This window comes from Leptolyngbya sp. Heron Island J, assembly GCF_000482245.1.
In the GTDB taxonomy this organism is placed as follows: Bacteria; Cyanobacteriota; Cyanobacteriia; order Phormidesmidales; family Phormidesmidaceae; genus Leptothoe.
On sequence record NZ_AWNH01000014.1, the window covers coordinates 161,334 to 187,524 of the forward strand.

At 48.3% G+C, this 26,191-nt stretch carries 22 protein-coding genes and 1 pseudogene; 14 read left to right on the top strand and 9 right to left on the bottom strand.

Annotated features, from left to right (window positions below):
* Nucleotides 1-38: 38 nt before the first annotated feature.
* The 3 genes from N836_RS0137120 to N836_RS44325 all read left to right on the top strand — a co-directional run bounded on the left by N836_RS0137120 (nucleotide 39) and on the right by N836_RS44325 (nucleotide 4,987).
* Complete coding sequence (locus N836_RS0137120; RefSeq protein WP_023071047.1) at nucleotides 39-1,706, top strand: ArnT family glycosyltransferase; 1,668 nt, start codon at nucleotides 39-41, stop codon at nucleotides 1,704-1,706.
* Nucleotides 1,707-2,086: 380 nt separating this feature from the next.
* Nucleotides 2,087-3,451, top strand: coding sequence for a hypothetical protein (locus tag N836_RS44320; protein ID WP_152532054.1), 1,365 nt, complete (start codon nucleotides 2,087-2,089; stop codon nucleotides 3,449-3,451).
* Between the two features lie 24 nt (nucleotides 3,452-3,475).
* Nucleotides 3,476-4,987, top strand: a complete 1,512-nt coding sequence (locus tag N836_RS44325; protein WP_023071049.1) for a hypothetical protein — start codon at nucleotides 3,476-3,478, stop codon at nucleotides 4,985-4,987.
* Nucleotides 4,988-4,989: 2 nt separating this feature from the next.
* Here N836_RS44325 and psb29 read toward each other — a convergent pair whose 3' ends face one another.
* The 3 genes from psb29 to hemF form a co-directional block, all read right to left on the bottom strand.
* Nucleotides 4,990-5,754: a photosystem II biogenesis protein Psp29 gene (psb29, locus tag N836_RS44330; RefSeq protein WP_268744299.1), complete on the bottom strand. Its 765-nt coding sequence runs from the start codon at nucleotides 5,752-5,754 to the stop codon at nucleotides 4,990-4,992.
* Between the two features lie 129 nt (nucleotides 5,755-5,883).
* Nucleotides 5,884-6,246 carry an STAS domain-containing protein gene (locus tag N836_RS44335; RefSeq protein WP_023071051.1) on the bottom strand — a complete coding sequence of 121 codons (363 nt, stop codon included), beginning with the start codon at nucleotides 6,244-6,246 and terminating at the stop codon, nucleotides 5,884-5,886.
* A 342-nt stretch (nucleotides 6,247-6,588) separates the two neighbouring features.
* A complete protein-coding gene (gene hemF, locus N836_RS44340; RefSeq protein ID WP_023071052.1) occupies nucleotides 6,589-7,626 on the bottom strand; it encodes an oxygen-dependent coproporphyrinogen oxidase in 1,038 nt (345 codons plus the stop codon).
* Between the two features lie 352 nt (nucleotides 7,627-7,978).
* Here hemF and N836_RS44345 point away from each other — a divergent pair, with 352 nt between their 5' ends.
* From N836_RS44345 to N836_RS44365, 5 genes and pseudogenes are all read left to right on the top strand, one after another.
* Nucleotides 7,979-8,578 (top strand): SRPBCC family protein, encoded by a 600-nt coding sequence (locus tag N836_RS44345; protein WP_023071053.1) that lies wholly within the window; start codon nucleotides 7,979-7,981, stop codon nucleotides 8,576-8,578.
* A gap of 132 nt (nucleotides 8,579-8,710) precedes the next feature.
* Complete coding sequence (locus tag N836_RS44350) at nucleotides 8,711-9,781, top strand: Mrp/NBP35 family ATP-binding protein (RefSeq protein WP_023071054.1); 1,071 nt, start codon at nucleotides 8,711-8,713, stop codon at nucleotides 9,779-9,781.
* An 88-nt stretch (nucleotides 9,782-9,869) separates the two neighbouring features.
* A complete protein-coding gene (gene rodA, locus N836_RS44355) occupies nucleotides 9,870-11,126 on the top strand; it encodes a rod shape-determining protein RodA (protein ID WP_023071055.1) in 1,257 nt (418 codons plus the stop codon).
* Between the two features lie 226 nt (nucleotides 11,127-11,352).
* Nucleotides 11,353-11,550: pseudogene (locus tag N836_RS44360) on the top strand (NAD(P)H dehydrogenase subunit NdhS); the annotation flags it as partial.
* A 110-nt stretch (nucleotides 11,551-11,660) separates the two neighbouring features.
* Nucleotides 11,661-12,305: an HAS-barrel domain-containing protein gene (locus N836_RS44365; RefSeq protein WP_023071057.1), complete on the top strand. Its 645-nt coding sequence runs from the start codon at nucleotides 11,661-11,663 to the stop codon at nucleotides 12,303-12,305.
* Between the two features lie 65 nt (nucleotides 12,306-12,370).
* Here the strand turns inward: N836_RS44365 and N836_RS44370 are convergent, their stop codons facing one another.
* A complete protein-coding gene (locus N836_RS44370) occupies nucleotides 12,371-12,739 on the bottom strand; it encodes a hypothetical protein (RefSeq protein ID WP_023071058.1) in 369 nt (122 codons plus the stop codon).
* Nucleotides 12,740-12,891: 152 nt separating this feature from the next.
* On the opposite strand from N836_RS44370, the gene N836_RS44375 reads away from it, so the two are divergent.
* The 4 genes from N836_RS44375 (at nucleotide 12,892) to N836_RS44390 (ending at nucleotide 18,111) form a co-directional block, all read left to right on the top strand.
* The gene (locus N836_RS44375) at nucleotides 12,892-13,107 is read left to right on the top strand and encodes a DUF2811 domain-containing protein (protein WP_023071059.1); all 216 of its coding nucleotides are present in this window, start codon (nucleotides 12,892-12,894) and stop codon (nucleotides 13,105-13,107) included.
* 213 nt (nucleotides 13,108-13,320) lie between these two features.
* Nucleotides 13,321-14,511 carry an NAD(P)/FAD-dependent oxidoreductase gene (locus tag N836_RS44380; protein WP_023071060.1) on the top strand — a complete coding sequence of 397 codons (1,191 nt, stop codon included), beginning with the start codon at nucleotides 13,321-13,323 and terminating at the stop codon, nucleotides 14,509-14,511.
* A 196-nt stretch (nucleotides 14,512-14,707) separates the two neighbouring features.
* Nucleotides 14,708-16,912, top strand: a complete 2,205-nt coding sequence (locus tag N836_RS44385) for a transketolase (RefSeq protein WP_023071061.1) — start codon at nucleotides 14,708-14,710, stop codon at nucleotides 16,910-16,912.
* 368 nt (nucleotides 16,913-17,280) lie between these two features.
* A complete protein-coding gene (locus N836_RS44390; protein ID WP_023071062.1) occupies nucleotides 17,281-18,111 on the top strand; it encodes a P44/Msp2 family outer membrane protein in 831 nt (276 codons plus the stop codon).
* A gap of 9 nt (nucleotides 18,112-18,120) precedes the next feature.
* Here N836_RS44390 and N836_RS44395 read toward each other — a convergent pair whose 3' ends face one another.
* The 5 genes from N836_RS44395 to N836_RS44410 all read right to left on the bottom strand — a co-directional run bounded on the left by N836_RS44395 (nucleotide 18,121) and on the right by N836_RS44410 (nucleotide 22,920).
* Entirely contained in the window at nucleotides 18,121-19,743 is a 1,623-nt protein-coding gene (locus N836_RS44395; protein WP_152532055.1) for a hypothetical protein, read from the bottom strand.
* 161 nt (nucleotides 19,744-19,904) lie between these two features.
* A complete protein-coding gene (locus N836_RS44400) occupies nucleotides 19,905-20,405 on the bottom strand; it encodes a YHS domain-containing (seleno)protein (protein WP_023071064.1) in 501 nt (166 codons plus the stop codon).
* Between the two features lie 125 nt (nucleotides 20,406-20,530).
* Nucleotides 20,531-20,914 carry a hypothetical protein gene (locus tag N836_RS44405; protein WP_152532056.1) on the bottom strand — a complete coding sequence of 128 codons (384 nt, stop codon included), beginning with the start codon at nucleotides 20,912-20,914 and terminating at the stop codon, nucleotides 20,531-20,533.
* A gap of 201 nt (nucleotides 20,915-21,115) precedes the next feature.
* Nucleotides 21,116-21,613 carry a response regulator transcription factor gene (locus N836_RS77395; protein WP_023071066.1) on the bottom strand — a complete coding sequence of 166 codons (498 nt, stop codon included), beginning with the start codon at nucleotides 21,611-21,613 and terminating at the stop codon, nucleotides 21,116-21,118.
* Between the two features lie 473 nt (nucleotides 21,614-22,086).
* Entirely contained in the window at nucleotides 22,087-22,920 is an 834-nt protein-coding gene (locus N836_RS44410) for a hypothetical protein (RefSeq protein WP_023071067.1), read from the bottom strand.
* Between the two features lie 340 nt (nucleotides 22,921-23,260).
* Here N836_RS44410 and N836_RS44415 point away from each other — a divergent pair, with 340 nt between their 5' ends.
* Nucleotides 23,261-24,541 carry a hypothetical protein gene (locus N836_RS44415; protein WP_152532057.1) on the top strand — a complete coding sequence of 427 codons (1,281 nt, stop codon included), beginning with the start codon at nucleotides 23,261-23,263 and terminating at the stop codon, nucleotides 24,539-24,541.
* Between the two features lie 53 nt (nucleotides 24,542-24,594).
* Entirely contained in the window at nucleotides 24,595-26,178 is a 1,584-nt protein-coding gene (locus N836_RS44420; RefSeq protein ID WP_023071069.1) for a phage tail sheath subtilisin-like domain-containing protein, read from the top strand.
* The last annotated feature ends 13 nt before the right edge of the window (nucleotides 26,179-26,191 follow it).

Consider the following 26,191-nt stretch of genomic DNA (forward strand, 5'->3'; position numbering starts at 1 on the left):
ATGGCACAATAGCTACGCTCTATCATATTCCTTCCCCCATGACCCGCTCGCAACTGGGCCTTGGCTGGCTAAATCAAAGCGTTCAAACAGTTATGCAAGCAAAACAATGGCACCCGATTATCCTACTGCTATGGATGATTCCGCTGTTGCTGGTTGGCTTTTTTGACCTTGAAAACCAGAGCCTGATGGCCCACGACGAAGGTCTCTATGCTCGTCGGGCCAGAGTCATTGTAGATACCGGAGATTGGATCCATCCATGGGCCACACCGCACCACAAAACACCTGGCCCGTACTGGATTTTAGCCATTTTTATCAAATTTCTGGGTCGCCATGAAGTCGCTGTACGGTTACCCAGTGTGTTAGCCAGTATCGGCTGCATCCTGCTGACCTATGCCATCGGTCGTCGCTTACTAAGTCCCACTGCGGCCTTGCTTGGGTCACTCTCGTTAGGGGTAGCCCCTCTGTGGCTGCAATATAGTCGTTTAGCAACACCCGATGTGATCTTCACAGGGTTAGTTTTGTTTGCCATTTGGCTATTACTCCTGGCAACGGCAGCCACACAACACAATTATCCCAACAGCAATTGGCTCTACTTGGGAGCAGGCATCAGTCTAGGACTTACAGTGCTGATTCGTAGCGCCTTAGCCGCCGTTCCGATTGCCTGCCTACTCCCCTACTTAATCTTTTCAGGTCGGCACCATCTCAAACAATGGAGGCTGTATTTAGGGGGATTGCTTGGACTATTACCGATCGTCCTCTGGCTGTGGCTAGGTTGGCAGCGATATGACATGGCGGTCATCAATTCCCTACTAAATTTTCCAGTGCGCCAGAGCTTAACAACCGACCGAGCCAAATCTCCGTTTTTTTACGTGATTAATCTTTTGGGCAATGATTTTTTGTGGGCATTTTTTGCATTGGGGGCAGTTGTTTTACTGCTAGCGAAGCTGTGGCGATCAAAACAGACGTTTCACCAACTGGCCCAGCCTCAAATTTCATTGTTGCTGCTCTATCCACTGTCCTATATCAGCCTGTTAAGTTTTGCTTCCACTAAACTGCCTCACTACGCTATCCCTACCTATCCCTTTCTAGCGCTACTCACAGGCTATGCCATGGAGCAATTGGCAAATGCGGCGGCTAAAGTTGCTATTAAAAGGCTGCTGCATGCCATTAACAGCCTATTGGCTTTTTTGGGAGGCTTGCTGACGGTAGCAGCTTGTTTAGCTCTAACCACCGATAGTTTGCCTAGCACTGATGACATCCGACTATATGCACCAACTGCGTTGGGTTTGGGGATAGGGTGGCTCGGGGCAAGCGGCCTATGGTTCAAATCGCATCAGCGGCAATACGAGTTAATCAACTGGTTAGGACTCTTGCTATTAGGGCACTGGGTCAGCCTGAGCCTTGCCTGGGGCACCGCTGATCTTGGCAATATTAATCCTGAGATGAAAGCCCTATTGCTCCGGGCCGATATTCAACCTATTTTGCAAACCGAAGCTATCGACTTCAGCCCTGGTCTTAGTAGTAAGCGGAGCACTTTACTAAGATTCTATACGCCTAACCTTGGTCAAAAGTTAGAGAGCTTGGAGCAGGTGGGTACCAATGAATACCTTTGGATTGAAAACAGCGAATTGCCCCAATTGACGCAGACCTACGACGATCTGGGTCAGATTAGGCAAACTCATTTAGTGCATATTCAGTCTCAATAGCGTTAGCGATTCTCTAGCAAAGCATAAGGATTTGAGCTGCTTGGAATGAAAGATAGGTGTAGGCCATCCTCCCCCGACGAGAGACTTTATTTTGAACCATGACTCCATGTTGGTTAGGTTATTTAGCTCGCAACAAGTTTTCTACCCATGGGGCATGGAGATGCCGTTAAGCCTTTTTGACCTGACAACACTCACGGCTATTGGTTTGGCCAAGGCGCTGTCACTGCATGAGCGCCTAACCATTAAATGCTGACAGCTAAACATTTTGACGAATTCAACGGTTCATGAGCACGCATAAATTATCGACGTCTGAGAGATGGGTCTTAATCTTTTTGAGTTTGGTTATAGGTTGTCTGCTATTGCAGCCCATAGTTGAGCTAGTGGCAATAGTCCCTAAAAACTACAACGAAGGATGGAATGCTTTTCATAGTGCTCATGCTCTCGGGCCAGAAAACCTATATCCCAAGGCTGACCAGCTGTTTTCTAACAACTATCCCCCCCTATCGTTTTACCTGGTCGGCGGGTTAGGAGCCGTGATGGGCGATGGGATTATTGCTGGCCGCCTGGTGGCTCTAGGTAGTTTGCTATTGGTCACTGCCAGCATTTTTTTGATTTTACGATGGCCGCTGGACTGTGCCTTGACTCCAAGTTTGCTCTCATCACTGCTGTTTTTAGGCTATGTCAGCACCCACTATCGCAACTATGTGGCGATGAATGATCCGCAAATGTTAGCACATGTTTTTCAGCTGTGTGGGGTCCTGGTGCTCTATGGCAAAGGCACGATTCGGGGGAAAGCCTCATCCATGTGGTTATCACTGGCCCTGGGTCTCATTTTTGGCAGTCTTTTGATTAAACACAATCTGCTAACGATTCCTTTGATTACCACTGGTTGGCTACTGATCAGTGCTAGAGGCTATTGGTTATGGCTATTGCTGGGGGTGGGCACTGGTTGCTTAGGGCTATGCTACGGGATGTACGGATCTGATTTTCTACGGGAGATCTTGTTTCATTCGCGGCAGTATCAGTTTGAGAAAATTCCAGATAAGTTATTAAATTGGCTGCATCCGGCGTTCTTGTGGATATTTTATGGGGTTGGCGCTAACTGGAAGTCTCACAAAAAGTACGCCTGGTTGGTCATGGTTTACTTTTTGGTCTCGCTAATAGTGGCCGCCGCTATTGCTGGCGGGCAAGGGGTTGACTATAACTCAGTGTTTGATGTGTTGATGGGTTTGATTTTGCTATTGGGGACTGGGCTCGACCGGGTCAAGCACAGGGCCAAGGTGCTTAAACCTCGTCTGGGTTGGATCGTAGTTTTAGCACTGCCGGTACTTTTGGCCTTGCCCTCCGTGGGGCTTGTGGATGAGCTTAAGGCTTTTGAGACGGAAAAGGTAAGTACAGCGGCTGTGATTGATGCGATCGCAACTACCGATGGGCCAGTCATGTGTGAAATGCTAGCCCTCTGTTACTGGGCAGGCCACCCCTTTGAAGTCGACCTGTTTAACACAGGACAAAAAATAAAAACCGGCACCATGGCAGAGACTGTTCTCACCAATTTAATTGAACAGCAACACTTTGCCATTATTCAGCTGAACCATAGCGACGGTAGCCGTAATCTGCCAACAGCCGTAAACCAGGCCATTTTCAAATACTATCAAGTACGTCCCCCATTACCCCTACCGGGTATTGAACATCCAGCATTTTTGTTTTATCCGGTAGAGTTACCTGCAAAGGCAAGCGGGCCGTAATGTCTAGATAGAGTATTTGCAAACATGTCCATTTCCATCCCCCATTGGCTGATTCGTATTTATAAATCGCCATGGGCTGCCGTTCTGATTGTCGCCATTCTGGGCTTTATTGGTGCCCTCAATCACAGCATGTGGCGCGATGAGATGAATGTCTGGCTAATTGCACGGGATAGTCCATCCTGGGCAGCATTTGTGGAAAATATTCACTACGACCGTGCCCATCCAGGTCTATGGCACCTGCTGGTGGCAGGGCTATATCACGTATTTGGTCAGCCCATCGCCATGCAGATATTTCACTGGCTGCTAGCGATGGGCTCATTATTGCTGATCTGGCAATGCAGCCCTTTTACCCAATGGCAAAAGTGGCTGTTTACCTTTGGCTATCTACCATTCTATGAGCATCTACTGATTGCTCGTAACTATGCGATCGCTATGTTGCTCCTGTTTGCCATTTGCAGCCTGTGGCCTATGCGGCGGCAGGCTTACTGGCCACTGGCGGGGTTACTGGTGCTGTTGGCGAATAGCAATGTTTATGCATTTTTAATTGCGATCGCTCTCGCTCTAACCCTGGGACTGGAGGTATTGTGCGAGACCCAACGTCGCCGCTGGCTCGATATAGGGCTGAGCAGCTTCCTAATTGTGACAGGCTATGCCATAGCCCTTTACTTCATTATCCCCCCCATCGATGTCGCTAATCAGGCCCTTGAAGGGTATGTCACTGGCCTGAACATCCGACATCTGCTCAGAGCCGTTGGTCGCATCTTTGGGGGGTACTACGTCATCATCCCCAACGGTAAGCGATACCTGGATCTCTTAATCTGTGCAGCCATTAGTCTAGGAACTTGCTTTTTAGTTGTACTCAAGCTTGTCAAAAAGCCTTATCCCTTAGCATTTTATTTACTGAGTAATGGCATCCTCTTAGGCTTTACATACGCCAAATTTATGCCGATCTCCATTCGTCATTTTGGGAACTTTTATCTCATTCTGATTGCAGCATTGTGGCTAGCCTGTCACTATCAGCCAACCACAGCCATCACCCAACACATACTTATCCTTGAAACATGGCAGCAACAATCCCAGCGCTGGTTTAGTCGGACATTTACCAGCATTTTGATCGCCCATGTCATCGGCGGTATATTCCTGTTCACCATGGACTTCACTATTCCCTACTCAGCCAGCCGAACCACTGCTGCCTATATGCGTCAGGCCAATCTACAAGACGAATTTATTGTAGCTAGTCGCGATGCTCAGATGGCTGCCCTCAGCGGCTACCTCGATCGCCCTTTTTACTTTCCAGAACGCCAGGCCATCGGTAGCTACACACTATTCTTTAAAGGAGTTCGCCAGGAAGTTGATCAGCAAATAGTCCTTCAGCAGGTGAAGCAACTGCTAGCTGAGCACCCTAAAATTCTCCTAGTGCTCAGCAAAGAATTAGAAGAAACAACTACAGGCCTCGACATTGAGCCGATCCAGTCATTTGAGAAAGCCTGGCAAAATGAAGAGTACTACCTCTACTGGGTTAGCGCTGCCGGGTAGTCCTAGGACTCGGATTCAGCTGACTCAGCAGTACCAGACGCAGCGTCAGAAGAGGTTTCTGCTTCTGCCTTGGCTTGAGCCCGCTGCTCACGTTTTTTGCGCTCGGCTTCCAAGATATCTTTCATCACTTCCTGAGCCTGGGCCATCTTGTCCAGGTTACTCCGATAGAGTTCTAGATCTTTGTCAACCTTTTCAGCCGGTAATGCCAGCATTTCGGCCGCTGTTTTTAGCATTTCCTCACGCTTATCCTTGTCATCCAAAGCCGCTACATCAACGGTTTCAAACAAGGTGTAGAGACCTACAGCCATCAGGCGAGTGTACTTGGCGCTGGCTTGATTCGCCACCATGTGGAGCTTGTTTTGCAAATTGCTACCGCTTGCAGCTTTAGCATTGGAGAGCTGAGTGTTGAGATCGTTCAGCGATAGGTTTGCGAGATCGGCCTTTAAAGCCTCAGCATCTTGTCGATATTGTTGAGAATCGCCTTCCACTGCTTTACAGATAGCCGCGAAGATTGATTCTTTGTCTTGCTCAGGCTCATAACCCACCATAAACCGATCAAAACTGGTCACCACACCGAGGGCATAGAGGGGGTTATAGACAAAATCGACATTTACCGAAAGCAGATGCATTTCCACCATTAGCTCCTCAACCACTCTCCGGTATAGAGAATTGATAGGACGAGAATGGTGATTGTAGAAGGCTCGCTTGGTATCGGAAACCGTACGGAGGTTAGTCACAGGTGGGGTTAATAAAACGCTAGACATCATTTTCTACTGCGGACGAACTTTTGCCAAGAATCATAAGATTCAGGCTCAATTGTATTCATCGTGATGGATGCCCATACCACCTTAACGAAGTTTACTCACCTACGCTGCTTCAACAGCGGCAGGTTTCGCCTAAAAGATCATTGGCTCCGGTGCTGCCTTAATCGCCTCTTCTTCACTGTCGTAAATCGCAAACACAGAATCCATCATTGTCACTTCAAAGACGAGCTTTGATTCTGGATGGACATTGCATAGCTTAAAGCTACCTTGAAGCTTATCGGCATCCCGCATCCCTGCCACCAAAGACGTTAACCCTGAACTATCAATAAAGTTAACCTCGCCAAGATTGACAATGATGTGGGGAGTTGTATTGACAATACACTCCTGCAGCTTGAGACGGAACTGCCAAGCTGTAGTGATATCGAGCCGCCCTTGGGGTAAGAAAACAGCAATACTATGACTGCTCTCGGGCGGGTTGACTATTCTTTGCTCCATGGTGACCGGCCTTTCATATCTGATAGCTAATTTTAAATATCTGACGAGCACCAAACCAATGCCCGTACATACCATGATGCCCTTGAGAACATGAGAAAGCGCTGAAATGCCAACGCTTACGACAAATTGCGGATTTTAATCGACACTTAGAAATACTGATTTTGCAAAGCTACACAATGTTCAAAAGAACATGCAGATCAGTATGCACGAAAATACATACAAAATCAGGATATTTACGCATCAACCGTGATACGGCACCGATGCGTCTTCTCGGTATATTCCTTGATGCTTAAAGAGTGCATGGAGTTCCACGCACTCTTTAGAATGTAAAAAATTATTTTTTTACGCGCCCCAGTTCACCCAATCTTGAGGTTTTAGAAAAGTATCGTAAAGCTTAGCCTCAGGAGTACCTGGCTCAGGCGCATAACTATACTCCCAACGCACCATGGGCGGCAGCGACATTAGGATTGATTCGGTCCGACCATTAGTCTGCAATCCAAAAATCGTTCCGCGATCGTAGACAAGATTAAATTCAACGTAGCGTCCCCGACGATAGAGCTGGAAATTACGCTGATGCTCACCGTACTCAGTATGACGTCGCTTTTCAACAATGGGAATGTAGGACGGCAAGAAGGCATCGCCACAATCAATGGCGAACTTGAATAGATCTTCCCAACCCCGCTGTGGTGGCTGCCCTACTTTCTGACTGTGTTGTGCTGCCGGACCATCAGGCTTGGGACCACGATACAGCTCACCAGTACCGTCCTGGTAGTCAAAGAATACACCGCCTACACCACGGGTTTCCTGACGATGCTTTAGGTAAAAATATTCGTCACACCATAGCTTGAAGGTGTTGTAGTACTCAGGATGATTGCGATCGCACGCTTCTTTTAACGTCCGATGAAACTGCACTACATCCTCTTCAAACGGATAATAGGGCGTTAGATCAATACCACCGCCAAACCACCAAACTGGGCCTGCCTCAAAATAGCGATAGTTAAGATGTACTGTAGGTATATAAGGGTTACGAGGATGCAACACCATTGAAGTGCCTGTTGCATAGAAACCATGGCCTTCAGCTTCGGGACGCTGCATCAAAATTGAAGGAGGCAGTCGATCGCCCCAAACCTCAGAGAAATTAACCCCACCCTGCTCAAAAACATCGCCCTGCTTCATCACGCGTGAACGGCCACCCCCACCATCGGGGCGCGTCCACTGGTCTTCTACAAATTGACCGACGCCGTCAACCTCAGCCAGCTTCTGACATATACGATCCTGAAGTCCCTTGAATCCTTGGCTCACACGCTCGCGTGAATCACTAGGAGGAACAACGGGACTAGAGACCTTCTGCGTAGAGTTCTGCGTAGAAGCGATGACCATGGCGATCTAGAGCTAAAAAAACAAATTTGATCAAACTGCTGCTACTAACTATCTCTAAAAGCCTGCTAAAGACACAGACCTTCAAGAAGCAGCTACTAATGATAATGAATCATGATTTTGGTGGTTTTCAACCAAGTTGACACACAGTGTGACAATCCTTGACAAAAGCCCAAACCTATGTGGAGTCTTCGTTTTCAACCATGTCCTTAGGTTAGCAAGTAGGTGAAATGTTAACCCGAGGTTAAAATGCCTTTCAATATAAAAAATTCAAGTAGTCAAACCCAGTTAATCAGCCCCTGACCATCCGCATCCACCGTTATGAAGGTGGCTTGACCAGCATTAATTTGTTGTCATGGAAGCTATAGCGATTAATCAGGTAGACTACAGGCGCATCATGCTTCGACTCTGGTTTCAGTCACTCAAACAGCACTTCCGTCGCCGCCCCCCTAAGGCTGTCAGGCGATCAGCTCTGACCCAGGGAAATAGGACAATACTGGAGAAACACTATCAGGTCAGTAGCACCGCCTCGATCGAAGTGCTATGGCAGAAAATGAACGATCTAGCAGGTCTAGCATCCTGGCATCCGCTGATTACCGCCACCAACGCCCCCAACGGTCAGCAAGCTAAACCTGGGCTGATTTATCGAGTATTCGCCCACTGGGTGCCAGTGCCAATCAAAATTTTTGTAGAAAGCGTCCTGCCAGGAGAATGCATCAGCTTGCGGGTTTTTCCAGTGCCAGGGCTAGAAGAACGGGCCATTTATCGGCTCGAATCCGCCCTGTGTGGTACCCGTATCTCCTACTCCATAGAACTCAAAGGCTGGTTATCTCCAGTCGCCTGGTCATTTTTACGCCCCTATGCCACCAGAGTAGCAGCAGCCCTAGCTCAGGCTGCTGAACAAGCCACTACATCCGCCATTGTCCCCAACCAATACCGAGACATTTTTAGCTAACGGACGTTTGCTGAGGTTTCCTATAGAGGCCATAAAGACATCCCATGTGATGTTGCCAATGCATCGGACATGACACTTTAGAATGGACTGTAAATATTCGCTTAAGAATTTGTCCACCCGTTTTACAAAAACATGATGCCGACAACTGAGGCAATTCTGGACGCGCTGCGCCCCGTTCAAGATCCTGAGCTGCAGAAAAGCTTGGTAGAGCTCAACATGATCCGCAATGTAGCCGTCGATGACGGTCAGGTGAGCTTTACTCTTGTACTAACCACTCCAGCCTGTCCCCTCAAGGAATTTATTGTTGAAGACTGTGAGAAAGCTGTAAAAACACTGCCAGGTGTGGCCTCAGTTGCGGTTGAAGTCACTGCTGAAACTCCTCAGCAAAAGTCGTCTCTTCCTGACCAGCAAGGTATTGATCAGGTCAAAAATATTTTGGCCGTTTCCAGCGGTAAAGGTGGCGTCGGCAAAAGCACCGTAGCTGTCAATCTGGCTGTATCCCTGGCCCAAGTTGGAGCTAAAGTCGGTCTGCTGGATGCCGATATCTATGGCCCCAATGCCCCCATCATGATGGGTTTGAAAGATGGCAACGTTGTTGTTAGAGATGGCACTGGTGGTCAGCAGGAACTAGAGCCCGCCTTTAACCATGGTGTCAAGCTGGTCTCCATGGGATTTTTGATTGACCGAGACCAACCTGTAGTGTGGCGAGGCCCAATGCTCAATGGCATTATTCGCCAGTTTTTATATCAGGTGCAGTGGGGGGAGCTAGATTATCTGATTGTGGACATGCCTCCAGGTACAGGCGACGCCCAACTGACTATGGCCCAGGCCGTGCCCATGGCGGGTGTAGTGATTGTCACCACTCCCCAAGACGTTGCCCTATCAGATGCTCGTCGCGGTTTAAAGATGTTTGAACAGCTGAATGTTCGTGTACTGGGCATCGTGGAAAACATGAGCTACTTTGTTCCACCGGATATGCCCGACAAGACCTATGACATTTTTGGCTCCGGAGGTGGAGCCAAAGCCGCCGAAGCATTAGGAGTACCCTTATTGGGCTGTGTACCGTTAGAAATGCCAGTACGGGAAGGTGGCGACGCAGGTAAACCCATTGTGTTATCTCAACCCGGCTCTGCTTCAGCCGAAGCTCTCACCAAAATTTCTCAGCAGGTAGCGGCTAAGATTTCGGTAGCCGCATTAACATAGGCACTTGGTCATTGTTTGTAGAAATGTAGAACGATTCTACAAACAATGACCACATTCTTTTCACAACCACGCAGTTCGTTTTGCTTGTATGGCTCAAACCGCATTCCTAGGCAAATGGTTTCACCGCTCACTACACCCCTGGCGCGGCATTGACTGGCTGCTGTTGATAATGCCCCTTGGCATCACCCTGTTTTCCAGTCTGTTGATTGCTAGCACCAGGTTGTATACCGGAGAAACCGACCTAGCCTGGAACCATGTCATCATGGGTGCCCTGGGTATAGCTTTATGTATGTGGATAGCCCGTAGTCGCTATGAAGCTCTATTAGAGTGGCGCTGGGTAATCTATTTAATTACCAATCTATCCCTGGTAGCGGTCATGCTGATTGGTACTGTAGGCAATGGTGCCCAGAGCTGGATCAGCATTGGTGGCTTCAATATTCAGCCTTCAGAATTTGCCAAGATCGGCATCATTATCACTTTGGCAGCCACTCTAAAAGATCGAGAATCAACGACCTTAGGGGGGCTCTTAAAAGCTCTGGCGATTACTGCCGTTCCCTGGGTGCTGATTTTTTTGCAACCTGATCTGGGCACCTCGCTGGTTTTTGGCGCAATTGTGCTGGGGATGCTTTATTGGAGCAACATGAACCCTGGCTGGTTGGTGCTACTGATCTCGCCTATCATCGCTGCGGTTATTTTTACCCTATCGATTCCTGTATGGATTGGCTGGGTAGTGCTGGCTGGGGCGATTGCCTGGATGACGCTGCCGCTACGGTGGTACAGCACGCTGATTATCGTTGTTGTCAACTCCATTGCGGGCAAGATTGGTGAGCTATTGTGGAACTTGCTGCAAGACTATCAACGCGAGCGTCTGACTCTGTTTCTCAATCCTGAGCAGGACCCCCTGGGTGGCGGCTATCACCTAATTCAGTCACGCATTGCCATTGGCTCAGGTCAGCTTTGGGGACGCGGCTTATTCCATGGTACGCAAACTCAGCTCAGCTTTATTCCTGAGCAGCATACGGATTTTATTTTCTCTGCTCTGGGTGAAGAGCTGGGATTTATGGGCGCTCTGGCTATTGTATTGGCCTTCTGGTTTATCTGTTTGCGGCTGATTATCATTGCTCAAAACGCGAAGGATAATTTTGGATCGCTGCTGGCAATTGGTGTATTGTCGATGATTGTGTTTCAGGTGGTGGTCAACATTGGCATGACCATTGGTCTAGCTCCGATTACAGGAATTCCGTTGCCTTGGATGAGCTATGGACGATCGTCATTACTGACAAATTTTATTGGCATCGGCATTGTGGAGTCGGTGGCGAACTTTCAGCATCGGTTGAAGTTTTAAAGCTCAGTGTGAAACGTCGGTTGGGTGACCCCAAACCAACAGTTCTATCCTCTCTTGAAGGCTCTTATTAACCCAATATTGCTAACCTTTTTACTCACAATCGGTTGGTAGGCGATGGGGTTCGATCGGTTGGGTTGATGAGAAATTGAGATCGGAGTGAGGGTTTTGGCGTTGTGGCACCCCAACCTACCGTTAAACTATTTATTGAAACTCTAGCAAAGCAACGCTCATGATGATTTTGCCTGGCTCTCCGGTAAAGGTGACGAATGTAAATGACACTTACTATGGGTTTCAAGGACTAGTACAGCGAATTACGGATGGTAAGGTAGCTGTGCTGTTTGAAGGGGGCAACTGGGATAAGCTGGTGACCTTCAAAATATCTGAAATTGAGGTGGTTAAGCCTAAGCGCGGCAAGAAGAAATAGGGGTATTTATAACCAGAACATCCATTAGGGGAGCCCCTGCATTTTTCCCGGTGGGATGTCATTTTTTGGGCATGGTGCTAATGTACTGAGGACGTTTGTACTGTGTCACTATGCGTCTTCCTCTACCGCAGCTAGCTGAGCGCGATCGCAACCCTGCCCACATTGCTGAGGTAATTGAAACCGCAACGACTGAGTTTTTGGCCCAATGTTTAGAGCCGGAGGATTTAAGTTTTCCGGCAATGCCACCCTTTGGCAGCTGGGTCAAGTCGTTTGATGAGGAAGCCGACAATCAGATTTATGGGGTGGTTTACCATGCCACCACTAGCCCGATTGACTCAGTACATCGGGCAAGGGCGTTGGGCATGTCGCTAGAGGATTTGCGACAGCAGCAGCCACAAATTTTTGCGATGTTAAAAACTGAATTTCGAGTTGCGATCGTGGGGTTTGAGACATCCGCTCGGGACGGACGTTGCTATCAGCATTTGCCACCGCGACCGCCACAGGTACATCAGGCGGTGTATCAGTGTGAACCGAATGAAGTAATTGGGTTCACCGATGAGTTGGATTTTTTGCGAACGTTGTTGCAGGTAGGTGGGGTACCAAGTGAAAGCTTGGTAGCAGCAGCAATTCGTGAGGTGTATCAGCTCAGAAAATTTGATCGAGATTGGTTAGTATTGGCTGGGCGGACAGTGGGAACACTTTTGAAGGATGATTATGACCGGCTAAGGATGATTTTGAATCAGATTCATCCCTAGTGCCTCACTTATAGTGAGAGCGCTCCATCGGGTAAACAAGCTCAGAGGGAATATACAAACACCAGCTATCCCAGCTTCTCAGAGGGCAGCACTAGCCATCCACAGAACTGATGCTTTGGCACCACAGCACGTTTAATCCAGGATCTAACGTCGGCTCCGCTACAAATATTATATTTCTTCACAAGATCGCAGGTTTTCCCCAGGGCTTTCCTCAGGTTTTCCACATCTTTGGATAAGTTCTCCCCAGGCCGTAACCAAAACTGTGTCAATTCAGCGATTCTGTGGAAAACTCTCAACCCATGGGGATCAGCATGGTTGAGTAACCACATGTAAACAAAACCCTGGCTTAACCCCGATTGTCTCGTGGGGGTCAAAATCTTGTTAGGAAAATCTAAAGATTCAGAGCCATTGCGATTTTCTATAGGCTCCTGCACAATGAAACTCCACTAACTCAGACGGTCTGTTACTTCCTTGTCCTGCATATAGGGTGCGACCAAAAGATACTTCAGCAACACTTGGACAAGGGTGGCAACCAGGCCTTAATTTGTCATGTTTACATGTACTTTTTGAAGGAGCTTTACAGCCGATGAATTCAGCGACAGCCCCCGTTACCGTCAGTCTCATGGTAGAGATTCCCGAGACTTTACATGTATCTGTTCAGGAGTATTTAAATACCCACGAATTGTGGAGTCAGGAACGGATGATGCAGGCCGCACTTTCTTTATTCTTATTGCAAAATGGGGTCAATCAACCCCATGTGAACAGTCTTTACCTGGATAGTTTATTTGGCTGTGCCGCTTAGGTGTAGCTGCTTCTGGCTCTCTCGCTGCGTCAACAGTTTTTATCTGGAGAGTTTAGTTGCACAACCCAGCGCTGAATTGACTGGGCATGCTACCAAGGGCTGAGTCAAGGACTTTAGACACTCACAATTAGATCAATGGCCGTACTATCATGCCCGATGGTATGGCCATTATTGTATGGGCCGTGCAGCCGTACTGGGTTAAAGGGGGAGCTGATGGAAACGTTTGATTGGATTGTGATTGGCAATGGCCTAGCTGGTGCCGCTTTGAGCTATGAGCTAGCCAGACTAGGGCTATCGGTGCTGCTGGTGGATGATGGTAATGCAGACAGTGCGACTCGCTGCAGCTATGGGGGGGTTGCTTATTGGTCGGGGACCGATGCCATCACCCAAGAGCTTTGTGAACAGGGAATTAAACGCCATCGTCAGCTGTCGGATGAGTTGGAAGCGCCAACGGAGTTTCGGGAATTGGATTTGCTGCTGACATTTGCCCCTGATGTCGATGGCAGCCGTTTGGAAAAACAGTATGGGCAGTTTGCGATCGCACCGCGTTTGATCTCAGCCCAAGAGGCCCACGCTCTTGAACCCCAACTTAAGCTCGATGCCATTGGCGGAGCGTTCACCATCAAGCATGGTCACGTTAATCCCCTGAAAACCTTAGAAGCTTTTAACCAGGCTTTTCGACGCCTAGGCGGCCAGCAAATGATTGCCTCAGTCACTGGCTTAGTGCGCGTCAAAAACCGTATCACTGGCATTCTGACCGCAACTCAAGCTTATGCCGCCGCCAATGTGGCCGTAGCCGCAGGCGGTTACAGTCGAAAACTGCTAAACGCTGCGCAGCTGTCGGTGCCGCTGTATCACACCCATGCTGAAATTATGGCGTTACCCCAGGTGGAACAATCCCTGCGCACTCTGATTATGCCAGCTGTGGCCAGCCGCTTTGACGCTGAGGCCACAGCCAGTGCACCAGCCACCGATAGCCTTTGGGATGGGCCACCCCACAAAATCGCCCCGCCAATTTTAGACACTGGAGTAATTCAGTTTTTAGATGGTTCTACTTATATCGGCCAGATCAGTCGGTTTCGAACGGACCTGGACACCTCATTGATTGACGCTGCCCAAAGTGAAGCGAGCCTGCGTCAGGGAATTACAGCTCAATTACCTTGCCTGGCCAATCTTCCCGGCCACTGGCGACACTGTTTAGTCACCTTTAGCCGTGATGACCTACCGCTAATCGGCCCACTGCCTGACATAGACGGCGTCCACGTCTTTTCTGGCTTTACCAGCCCCTTTGCCATGCTCCTCCCCGTAGCCCGGCGGTTTGCCCAATGGGTACATAGCGGCCAGCAGCAACCGTCCGATGCTCTGATTGAAAAAATGCTGGTGACACGCTTCACCCATGCATAATGCCGGATAGAGAGTGCCTACCCTGAGCGATTTCCGGGCTGATCAAATGACGTCTATATTTAATCACTGCTTTTCTCTATGATCGCCGAGTTTACTATAGAAAATACGCTATGATTTTTACGTCGGCAGCGTTGTCTTCTGGGCTGCTGGCCATTTCTATTTGCTGCCCATCTCTAGTTCAGGGGTCCGAAAGTCCATGACGGTAACTGCATACGCCACTCCGGCATTCTGTGACGGTATTCAATATTTTGGTGAGGCTCCTGCTGAAATGGTGGCCTATCTAGACTCAGCTGCGATCGGAGAAGGGGAGGCTGCGATCTCATCCCCCAGCGATCCTAAAGCCGTTTACCAAACTATGTTGGCCGCTGACGCCCTACGTTACCTGACGCTACAAATGACAGCCAGCAAACAGTCTGGTCATCCAGGTGGCTTTGCCAGTGTGGCCGACGGGATTGCGGCCCTGGTGATGTTGGGCTACAAAAACTTAATTACGGAAGTGGGACACCATGCCCCTGGCTTTTACAGCACGGTCTTTTTGGATCGCTCGTTAGAAGCCATGGAGATTGAGACCGTCAGCCAACTTTGCGATCGCTTTCGCGAAACCCATGGTCTGCTCGGTCATCTGTCAGGTCAAATTCCAGGGCTGCTCAATCCCGCCGGTCCCCTGGGACAGGGACAACATTTTGCCATGGCCGGTGCCAAACTTAACCCCGGTACTCTATTCCCCGTCACCATTGGCGATGGTGGTCTGGGTGAGCCCTACATCATGAGCAGCATGGCCCACTTCAACACGGCCTATCCCCAACGCACCAATTTCTTACCAATTCTGGTGTGGAACGGCTTCTCCCAGGAACACCACAGTATGGTGTCCACCCAGTCAAATGAGGCTATGATCGCCTACTGGCAAGGGAATGGCTTTAAGGACGTGATTTTGGTGGATGCCAAAAACTATGACGATGCCGATCAGTCGGGTCCTTATGTAGACAGCACCGCATTTTCCCTCAAACAACGCCTCGCCTTTACCCAGGCCATTCTTGAAGCCACAGACAAAGCCGCCAAACAGGCTCTATCTGGCACGCTAACCGTTTTGATCATCAAACAGCTCAAAGGAGCTGGTGTCCACAAGCGAGGTGCCAAATCCCATAATCTCTACCCCGGTGACAACCTGGACAAAGATTACATTGTTAGTGCTTTACAGGCACGGGCACTGCCAGCTGTTGGCTGGGACCTGGTACGTACCAACTTTGAGCGCTCTAACGGTGGCCCCAATGTAAAAACTGCCGTTACTGAATCAGAACTACGTCTAGCAAACCTGGGGCAATTCCCCTTCAATGAATTCCCAATTGGCGGTGATAAGCAAGTGGCCACCACCGCAATGGGGGCCCTGGTAGCTCATGTGGGGCAACAGGATTCTAACTTTGTTGTCACCAATGCCGATGGTAATGCTGCCTCAGGCATCAACAATATCAACCAGGCACTGAAGATTGTTCACCCGACAACAGACGAGCTATATTTCCAGGGACCTAACGGTCAGGTTTATGAACCGCTGAGCGAAGATGCTTGTGCTGGCATGGCTGCTGCCCAGGCGCTGTTTGGCGGCCGCAGCCTGTGGTGCTCTTATGAGTCTTTTGCCATTAATGGATTGCCTATTTGGCAAACCGTTACCCAAGCCATGGCTGAACTACGCCGGAACACACCGTCTACTATCTGTCTCTTTACCGCAGGTGCGTTGGAGCAGGGACGTAACGGCTGGACTCACCAACGCCCTGAAATCGAGAATTACTTTGCTGCGATGATGCGTAACGGCAATGTCTTCCCGTTGTTCCCCATTGATGCCAACAGTATCCAAGCTTGTTATGAATGGGCCGTGGGCACTAGCAATAAGGGCATCACCATCACGGCTAGCAAGTCTCCTCTACCGATCCGGACTACACTAGCTCAAACTCGTGAGGCGTTAGAAAAAGGAGCCATTATTCTCCAAGAGACCCCCGGCGAGAAGACTGTTGTCTTTGCAGTAATTGGCGACATGATGCTGTTGCCTGTTCTAGAAGCAGCTGAAACTCTGAAGGCAGCTGGCATTGGTTCTAAGGTTGTCGGAGTTGTCAATCCTCGACGACTCTATCGTTCTAGCGATGTAGCCTGGGAAACCTGCCGCAATGGTGACGATGGCTTTTTGAGCGATAGTGATTTTGCCAACCTCTTTGCAGGCGATGCATTGCTTGGTGTTACCGGTGGTACCAGCGCCATGCTAGAGCCGGTTATGCTGCGCAGCAGCCTGACCCGCGATGTGCTGGCCTGGAAACGGGGTGAAACAACTGCTAGCCCAGGTCAACTCTTTACCTTCAACGGTTTAACCGCAGATGCTATTGCAGCGAGAAGCAAGACTTTGCTGTTAGGGTAAATCTTCGGTTCTGTCAGACTACAGATCTCTATATATCCCATAGACGTCTCAAATTGTGGTTTATTTCAGAATCACAATTTGAGCGTCTTCAATCTTTCAGGCGAGGACAGCTGTTTGCCAAACACCTTGAAACCACAGCTATAGCAAGTGACAGGCTGAAAAAGACAGTGTAAGCTCCTAAAAATTCAAATCTCGTTTTTTTTCTCTTATCCTCTTACCTTTACTCTTTCTTTCTTTGCTCTATACCGACAGTTTGTAGTTTCCCCACAGATTGTGAGAGATCTTGCATATTGTTGTAACGAGCTCTTTTTTTATTCCATAGAAGGCATATCATACTGACAGACATCTACTCTCAAGTCAGAACTGATATGTATAAGTTAAACGCTCTGGTTTACACCTCAGCAACTTTGATGGTGCTCCTAACAGGTATCCTCTCTCCTGCCAAAGCACAGACAACAGAATCGCAGTCTTTAGACGATAATTCAGAGACGTTAGAGTCAGAGTCTTTAGGCGATAGTTCGAACACTTTTGTCGCTCAGGCTGCTTTAGAGGCTGCGGATGAAAATGGCTGGTATGTTTCCCTGGGACCAAGTTTAATCTTTGATTATCCAATCGACATTGATTCCGATGGTCCTGTTGCAGTAACTACAGCCCCTCTAGTTCCTGGTGGCCCAGCTGTCGTGACGAATATTCCCATTGATATTTCTTTAGACACGGAAACAGGATTTGGGATTAATGGGGCAGTTGGCTATCGTTTTGACGATGCTCGCGTAGAACTAGAAGTGGCTTACACCAATAACGATGTTGAAAGTATTACAGTCAACGACTTAGATGAAATTTCCCTGGATGGAGAAATCGAATCTACCCAGTTTATGGTCACTGGCTACTATGACATCCCAACTAACAGCCGGTTTAGCCCTTATATCGGTGGTGGTGTTGGCATCGCTACATTAACCGCAGATGATATTGAAACCGATATCCCAGGTCTTGGCTTAGTAGCATTGGATGACACTGGCACCAGCTTTGTTTTCCAGGTTAAGGCAGGCGTTGGCTATCAGATTAGCAGACAGGCTAATATCTTTTTAGGCTATCGACTACATGGCATACCAGGTCAAGACTTTGAGGTTTTTGACACTGATTTCGATGCTGACACGTTCCTAGTGCATTCTCTGCAGCTAGGTGCCCGATATGAGTTCTAAAAACGATTGCTAGGTATCTTTATCATCTAAGGCATACACTCGATATCGAGAGTTTTCATAGACAACAGGCAGCTCTAGCTGCTGCTGGGCAATGGTTACTATATAGTTGCTTTGATACTTATCCATCAAGGTGATGACCTGGGCAGTATCTAAGCTATCGTAGGCCTCACTCAGGATATGCCTAATCGGACGGCGAGAGTCAGTCCGACGGTTGACGTTGCTCAGCAGATCAATGCCACCCCCCAGATCACTTATGCGTTCGTACCAGTCTTCAACATCGGCAGACGATGCACTAGGAACAAACCGGAATTTAGCCACCGATGGATGATCGGAAAGCCAGGGCAGGGCAGCAGCTTTGACGGGAGATGAAATGACAATTTCTCCATCTGGGACATTTTGTTTTAGCCAGTCAGCCAATGGCACCATTTCAGCGTTGACCCCATTGGCTTCAATAGGGAACATTCTTAACTCCATGCCTTTGCTATAAAAACGTACGGCTTCTGCGCCAAAGGCCGTCAGAATAATTAGGGTGATTGCGATCGCACCCCGCCGATGCTGCCACAGTAATTTCTCCAGAGTTAGCGCTAGAAAAATGGCGGCTCCTAAGGCCAACATTAAATCCCCCACCCGGAAGGGGTAGTATTGCAAAATTTGACCATTGCGGTCCAGCGGAGCAATCAGAATGCCTGCCCCAAATAGGATCAGCGTACAGAGGACGTAACAGAAAAAGTCTGTCCGGTGACGGGTCAGCTCAGCAGCTTTTGAATCTTGAGGTACCGCCCGCAGCAGATAGAAAGCACAGCTGCCAAACACCAACAGGTAAGCTAATAACAACCACCATTCATCCATAGGCCAGGCCAAAGGATTAACATGGTGCGGATTGCGTAAAAAAGAATAAATATAGGCCGGAGAGATACTGCTTGCTTCGACAGGACTCAGTAGCTGGGTTAAAACAGCGGAGAGGGCAAACACCCCGGTAAGACCATAGATTGCGATCGCAGCCAGCCAGCGACGACCATCCAGCAACACATCAGAGCGTCGCCACATCAACCACAATAGGACAGCGATCGACGCCCAGCCCCCCACCAGAGCATGGAACGATGCTGCTAGCCCCAGCCATGCAGTCATCCATAGATAGCGAGCCGCGACCATAGCCGACAGCGCCATAAACAGAGCACTGTAAGCAAATACCTTAGGCTCAATTCCCCCCAACAGCCACTCGCCAGCCATCACCCCCTGGGGTCTACGCACATACACAAACAAACCAATGGCCACCAGTAGCGTGAGCAAACCTATCCCCAACCGTCGGGCCAGAGCCCACAGACCAATCGCTACAGACAGATAGCCTAAAATGCGCCCGATGATTGATGTGGCCAGAAACCCTACTGTTGTCGTCAGATGGCCAAATAAAATCTGAAAAAGTACGCGATAGCCTGGTGGCTCACTGTAGTAAATATCCTGTGCCAGCCAGGTAGGCTCAGCAAAATGACGAGACAGCGGCAAATGATGGATCTCATTCACCAACCCCATATTGCGAATAAATAAAAATTTGAGACACAAAAATAAGGTGATGGTGGCAACGGGCAATACCCAGGCATGTAGGAAAGATGGCTTTTGGCGCGCAGACTTCACGGACATCTCGACTAAGTAGAATGACCTGAAAGTTCATTATTCCAGGCCGCGCCAGTGTACCATTCAACCAAGTCTTAGATAATTTGCCCCCTACGACTCCGCCCAGGGGAAACCTTCCAGCAGAATGCATCAGAACAACCAGAACGGAGCCAGAATCACCCTTAGTTCGCTAACACGCCAGGCCAGTTTTGGTCAGCCTGGGCAATGTGGCCAGGAATATCCTTAGACCAACGCTCTTGAATCCTGGCATCGTAGTTCAAGTACAGTTTGCCATCAACAATCTTCCAAGAAGTAGGTTCTATGGATGCTGTGGTTCCCTGACTCACAGCATAGGCACAGAAACCACCATACTGTGGAGCATAGTCCTCAGGGTTAGCCGCAAACAGGTCGCGATTTTCTGCTGAGGCAAACTGCCAGGTGGTCCCTTCCCAGTCATAGGTAAATTCATCGCTACCCGGTGTGTATTCACCCACAGTAAAGTAAGCCACCGGATCGGCACCACGAATTGCTATACCGTCTTCAGCAAATACTGCATAGGTCGGTGCTGCAGCCTGTTCAGTGCCAGCGGGTGCGGTAGCAGTTGAGGATGGGCTAGATGTGCCACAACTAGCTAAGAGCACCGTACTCGCCAGTGCTAGAGAAAGAAGAATTGAGCGTTTCATGGCGCAGAGAAAGAAAGATCACATAAAGTAATACGCCTCTAAACTGAAAAGCATCTGAGAAATACCATCTAGTTCACTGAGGCAGATACAGTATGAACGGCTGTACATAAAAATGCCAAATTAGCCTAAACGTCGCTTCTAGACCTCAATACTCCTGGATGAGAAGGCAGCTCAATATCTGATGGATCCTCAGCAAGGACACGAATGGCTTGATCACAGAAGTGCTTTACGAATTCTTGGGCTTTAGCGAGGGTATTTGGATATCTGACCTTCTCCCAGATATATCCATGCAGATTGTGTATTTCCTGATAATAGAAACCGTGCTTGGCAAGATAGATAACGACATCCCACAGCGCTTGGTTTGTTTTTTTAGGTGGATGAAATTTAACACCCATCTGGTAAGCAGTATGACCACAGTGAGGACACACCCTGATAAATCCTGGAAACTTACCAGGACGTTTAAAAGTAGTTTGGCAGTCAAAACAAACGAAAGGGGCGACACCGTGCATAAAAATACCTCCTTTGCTATTTGTAATGTTTGACACCCTTACATTCCCATTATGACCCGCTCATCTGGTTCAAATGATGACAGATTAATAACTTATCAACCCATTTCTTGAAGCTAGCCTTCTCCGGCATTGGATGATGGTCAAGGAAGGGAGTCAAATATCCTGATGGTTTAAAATTGATGGATAGTTTTGTCTACTCACTTATAAGTTTTGTGAGGTAACCAAGGCCGCACATCTACAAGCCAACGCCGCCCTATTTTCTATACTCAGCTTTGAATAGATTCGTCGCAGATGTGATGAAACAGTCCATGAACTAATACCGAGCTTTTTAGCAATTAGTTTATTTGAACAACCTGAGGCTACCAAAATAGCAATTTCAAGTTCCCGCCCCGTTAGAACATGAAGCATATCTCCTTGATGGGTGATTTTACTGGACACAGGGGCAGAGATATCTTTTCCTAGGACCACCATAAAATCTTGCCCATCTATAGTGATTTTCCCAACCACCTTATTAGTAGGTTCAGATAAAAGCCCTGTTATGCTTGAGCCTTCTGTTTTGTTTAACACCTGTTTAAGATCATTGTAAGAAACAATATAAAGAGACAGTTCAAACAACTTGAAATTGACTAGGGCATTAGTCAGCAAGTCTGAACCGAACAAACTCAACTTTTCTATCTTGGAGGCTGTAACACTGTTCATGGCCAATCTTAGTTAAAGTTCTAAAAGTAAGTAGCCTAGAAAAAAGCAATACAGATCGCACCATGCCCAGTAGCAATGATCACCCAGTAGATTTGACATAATACGTTGCGAATACTCTACCTTGGGTTGCGATCGCTTCATCCCCTCAGAACAAGATCTTGCTTTGAGCGATGATTGACAATAGTTTTTCCTAGAGAAACTGGCTGTTTTAAAGGCTGAGGCTGAAAAACTTAAAGCTTTTAGCCATTTATCAATGATTTCGGCTTAGTTACGCCACTAAACCTCATAAAGAAACTGCCAATCAACGGAATCTAGCAAGTAGCTGAACACATAATCAACTTAATTGTTAGCATAAAGATTAGGCAATGCAAACCCATAAAAGATCAATGTATCGAGGTGTAACCCTAATGACTGCATGATTTTCCAGCTGTCTTCAACGACAATAAAAGATTAAAATAATTAAATGTTCAGTATTAAATCTTTAACCAGAATACTGATGCCTCTCGCCAAATATCCAGCGTTTCATCCACTGCAGGCCGGATGCTAACACTCTGTGAGGCAGTTGGATAATTATTATCTATACCCATAGAAATTTGTGTTCGTGTAAGCGGTAGCACCATAAAGATGACGCAAAAATGGATACCACACCATTTATATTGAGCCAAATTTGCCAAGGTCAACACCTGACGTAAATTATCCGTCTCAATACTGGCGAATGCATCCTCTAAAACAATACTTCTACAAGATATATTCAGGCTTTCCAGAAATTTGCAGATTTTAGGGGGGTGTCCATTTAAATACTCATTTTCATCTTGATAGGACAATATAAACGACGTTTGTATCGTTGCTAATAGTGATATTGCATCGCGACACGCAAAAATCAACGCATTATTATCAGCATGATTATTGCCTATTTCAACATCTAGCGTGCTGGTTAGCCTTTCCCACTTTTCGACCAACAGATAGTCCCTTTCTGGAAATAGAGAATTTTTAAGACTATCCCCAATCCAAAAAAACTGAAGGCCATTGAGGTCGGATGCGGATCGTATTTCTTCCCAGATTTTAAGGGACTGAGTCAAGCCTGCCAAAGAGGTTGTATATCCTCTTCCAAACAGAGGATGGCTAACATTTTGAGGAACTAATTTTGCTAGATTATTGAGATAGAAATCTGTATCGTTCAGGATATTCCATAGCTCTCTTGAAACCCACAAATTTAAAATGGATGACAATTGGCGAGTGATATCAGGCCCATACTTTGACAAAGCGAGAATGGGGTCAATCACACAGGAGAGATCGTATTTCGCCATTCTGAACCGACCCAAGCATTATATGTGATCAAGGTTATTACCATTGCCCATACACGATATCGTTAATGGTAAAACAATGAAACTACTCGTCTTGGGTAGCATATTTGGACTAACTAAAATGTGCTAAGTATATTGACCTAGCAAAGAATAGGGCTTGAAGAAACCTGGGTTTGCAATATACAAATGATTTGGAAATAACAACTTATTCTGCAGACAAGGGAGTGGCCTTAGCTGTTTGAGCCAATTATCTGGCTGACTGCTGCCATGTCTTGTTGTAGCATCCTTTGGACTCGCCCTTGGGAAATAGAGCTTGAGCAATTAACTTGAGGTAAAGGAGCAGATGCCAAGCCTGATATTGCATCGCATGGATTCAGAATGGATTTCATCGAACCCAGCGCAATTGGTCACTTCCACTGATACGCAACAGTTTGTTGGTGACGATGGTATTAGCAATCGTTTGGTTGCTAGCTCCGATGCCTTGGGTAGTCAGATTACATTTACACCGGATGCTCCCATTGATTTAGAAGCATTTGAGGAAATTCGTTTTTGGATTCGCTCGTCCCGGCAGGCCAATGGCTCCAGTCAACATCCGTTCTATCTAGAATTTGCCTATCAAGACTCGGGTGATGCCCCAGAGGAAGAGCATCGTTGGTTGGTTCCGGTCAATCGCTCTAATACCTGGGAAGAGCGGCGCATTGGCGTTGAGAACGATCGGCGTAGCGCCGTCACTGGTTTTCAGCTGCGATGTCTAACCAATTTACCCTTCACTTGCAATATTGATGATCTGCTCACTGTGCGTGAAGATATGCTCCTGGATTTGGAGCAAGCACTATTGCAGCAGATTGATACCCAGGGAATCCAGCTTATCCGTGACGATATCCCTCTGAGCCAGGCTGCCAGCCCTGGAGATGTCCAACTTGTTTTACCGTTTACGCCTGATTTTGCGGTTGACAATCGCATTTTGGTACAAGGTGGCAGCGAAGGAGATGAAATCCATACGGTTATCGGAGTCACCCACGATTCTGCTGGAGATAGTACGACGTTAGAGCTAGATCCAGAGAGTCCGCTTAGAGGAGTGCTTGCCGCTGATATTGCAACGGTTTCGATTACTGTACCCAGTATTGTTGAAACATCCTCTGTTGTCACCAGTCCTCCTAGTCCATCGGTTGTATTGACACTGCTGGATGTACAAGAAGATCTAGAAAGGACAGGCTATGCACTTCAGCGAGATAGTTTTCGGCAGCGAGGCGACCTGACGGTGTGTAGCACACGAGCGGCAGCACGGGCCTATTTGGTGGAGTATCAATTGGTGGTGCTTGCGCCCCAGCGGCAGCAGCAGTTAGCAATCTATCGTTGGTTGTTGCAACGACTCTCTATTGATATCGGCCTGCCCATTAATGGCAGTAACGCACCGGTTTGGGTGCTGCCTCCCCTGGAGGCCGATGATAGACAACTCGGCATTTTGACCACGGTACGGGTGCGTATTGGCACTCGTTTGGAAACGGCCCAGCGTCAGGAACAGCCCTGGGCACAGCAGGTCGGCATCTATACAGCCCAGACTAATGCTCCCTTAGAGCAGGAGGGAATCGTTTTGAACTTTCAAAATCTCTCCACTGGTTAGCGCTGACAGCCGATTGTTACACAATTCCTCTTTTAGCATGAGATACGAAAATTATGGTTTTAGATGTCGGTATCAATGTTATTGAAGCAAATGGTCGGTCAACTCCCACCATTGAGGCTGCACCTACATCTGTTGCAGCTTTCCTGGGGGTGACTGAACGGGGAGTGCCTAATCGACCTGTCCGCATTAGTAGCCCAGAACAATTTCGTAACCGTTTTGGTCGCCATGGGACCAATGGCTATTTGGCGTATGCGATCGCAGGTTTTTTCGGCAACGGCGGACGAGAAGCCCATGTCAATCGAATTGTCGCCAGCACCACGACAGCGACCTCGTGGGTGCTCAATGACCGCCAGATCACCCCTGCACCCACGCTCCAGGTGACCGCTGGCTATCGTGGGCAGGTAGACCCAGGTATTTGGGGCAATCGCCTACGGTTGGATATCCGGGCCGAGACCGACAGCTTCCGACTGATTGTGCGCTATCAGGCCACCCCTAGTGAGTCATTTACCGTTGTCGAAGACTGGTCTGGTCTGACCATGGAGGTCAACTCGCCCAACTACGCAGTCACGCGTTTAAACAATGCATTTACCGGTTCGAACTACATTGTTCTCACCAATCTGAATAGCAGTGCAACGGGTCTGCAACGCCAGCCAGCGGTTGTCTCCAATCTGGCTCCTGGCACCCTGGCGACTGAGACTGTCCCCAGCGCTAATGACTATATTGGAGATTCGACGACCGGATTCCACGGGTTTGACACGGTTCAGGTACAGCTGCTGGCCATCCCTGATGCCCATACTCTGGTGGATGGGTTAGGGGCAGATGCAGGTCGAGAAACCGTCGTCCAAAGTGCCCTCGACTACTGTGCCCAGCGTGGCGATCTAATGTTTGTCGGTACGGTGCCCCACCGTCAGCCCAATGAACTGGAAAGCAATTATCTCTCTCGTATCCAAACCTATTCCAGCCAGTTTCAAAGTAGCAAAGTCTATGGAGCCCTCTATGGTCCCTGGATCGAAGTCAATGACCCCGTTGGCAATGGCCCAGCCCCAACTCGATACAGCCCTGCCGACGGTCACATTATGGGCATTTATGCTCGCACAGAACGAGAGCGTGGTATCTGGAAAGCACCGGCTGGCCTCGCAGCACAAGTACGAGGCGGGTTGTCTGTTGCAGCAGAGTTTACCGATCGTCAGCATACCAGCCTGGTGCGTGACGGTTTAGTCAACAGCATTCGCTTTACCGCCGGAAGCGGGATTACGCTCACCGCTTCCCGCACATTGAGTACCGATACTCGCTGGTGGTTTGTGAACGTCCGATTGTTGTTTAACTTTGTCAAAACCTCTCTCAGAGATGGATTACATTTTGTTCGTCAGGAACCCCACACTGCTGACCTGCGGCGCAATGTGCAGTTAAACGTAGTGAGACCCTTTTTGCTGGGACTTTGGCGTCAGGGAGCCTTCGGTAGCGAGGATCCGGATACTGTTTTTAGCATTAAGTGTGACGCTGAAAACAATCCTCCCACAGAGGTCAACCTGGGAAATTTTCGCATAGAAGTCTACTTTTATGCTGCTCGCCCCGTAGAAACTATTCGCCTGATCGTCGGGCAACAGCCGAGCGGTGCATCCGCAAATGAACTATAAGGAGAAACACTCA

Excerpts from the sequence above, each read along its gene's own strand:
- N836_RS0137120 (WP_023071047.1), top strand. The coding sequence starts at position 39 with ATGACCCGCTCGCAACTGGGCCTTGGCTGGCTAAATCAAAGCGTTCAA.
- N836_RS44325 (WP_023071049.1), top strand. The coding sequence starts at position 3,476 with ATGTCCATTTCCATCCCCCATTGGCTGATTCGTATTTATAAATCGCCA.
- psb29 (WP_268744299.1), bottom strand. The coding sequence starts at position 5,754 with ATGATGTCTAGCGTTTTATTAACCCCACCTGTGACTAACCTCCGTACG.
- N836_RS44335 (WP_023071051.1), bottom strand. The coding sequence starts at position 6,246 with ATGGAGCAAAGAATAGTCAACCCGCCCGAGAGCAGTCATAGTATTGCT.
- hemF (WP_023071052.1), bottom strand. The coding sequence starts at position 7,626 with ATGGTCATCGCTTCTACGCAGAACTCTACGCAGAAGGTCTCTAGTCCC.
- N836_RS44345 (WP_023071053.1), top strand. The coding sequence starts at position 7,979 with ATGGAAGCTATAGCGATTAATCAGGTAGACTACAGGCGCATCATGCTT.
- N836_RS44350 (WP_023071054.1), top strand. The coding sequence starts at position 8,711 with ATGATGCCGACAACTGAGGCAATTCTGGACGCGCTGCGCCCCGTTCAA.
- rodA (WP_023071055.1), top strand. The coding sequence starts at position 9,870 with ATGGCTCAAACCGCATTCCTAGGCAAATGGTTTCACCGCTCACTACAC.
- N836_RS44365 (WP_023071057.1), top strand. The coding sequence starts at position 11,661 with ATGCGTCTTCCTCTACCGCAGCTAGCTGAGCGCGATCGCAACCCTGCC.
- N836_RS44375 (WP_023071059.1), top strand. The coding sequence starts at position 12,892 with ATGAATTCAGCGACAGCCCCCGTTACCGTCAGTCTCATGGTAGAGATT.
- N836_RS44380 (WP_023071060.1), top strand. The coding sequence starts at position 13,321 with ATGGAAACGTTTGATTGGATTGTGATTGGCAATGGCCTAGCTGGTGCC.
- N836_RS44385 (WP_023071061.1), top strand. The coding sequence starts at position 14,708 with ATGACGGTAACTGCATACGCCACTCCGGCATTCTGTGACGGTATTCAA.
- N836_RS44390 (WP_023071062.1), top strand. The coding sequence starts at position 17,281 with ATGTATAAGTTAAACGCTCTGGTTTACACCTCAGCAACTTTGATGGTG.
- N836_RS44400 (WP_023071064.1), bottom strand. The coding sequence starts at position 20,405 with ATGAAACGCTCAATTCTTCTTTCTCTAGCACTGGCGAGTACGGTGCTC.
- N836_RS44405 (WP_152532056.1), bottom strand. The coding sequence starts at position 20,914 with ATGCACGGTGTCGCCCCTTTCGTTTGTTTTGACTGCCAAACTACTTTT.
- N836_RS77395 (WP_023071066.1), bottom strand. The coding sequence starts at position 21,613 with ATGAACAGTGTTACAGCCTCCAAGATAGAAAAGTTGAGTTTGTTCGGT.
- N836_RS44410 (WP_023071067.1), bottom strand. The coding sequence starts at position 22,920 with ATGGCGAAATACGATCTCTCCTGTGTGATTGACCCCATTCTCGCTTTG.
- N836_RS44415 (WP_152532057.1), top strand. The coding sequence starts at position 23,261 with ATGCCAAGCCTGATATTGCATCGCATGGATTCAGAATGGATTTCATCG.
- N836_RS44420 (WP_023071069.1), top strand. The coding sequence starts at position 24,595 with ATGGTTTTAGATGTCGGTATCAATGTTATTGAAGCAAATGGTCGGTCA.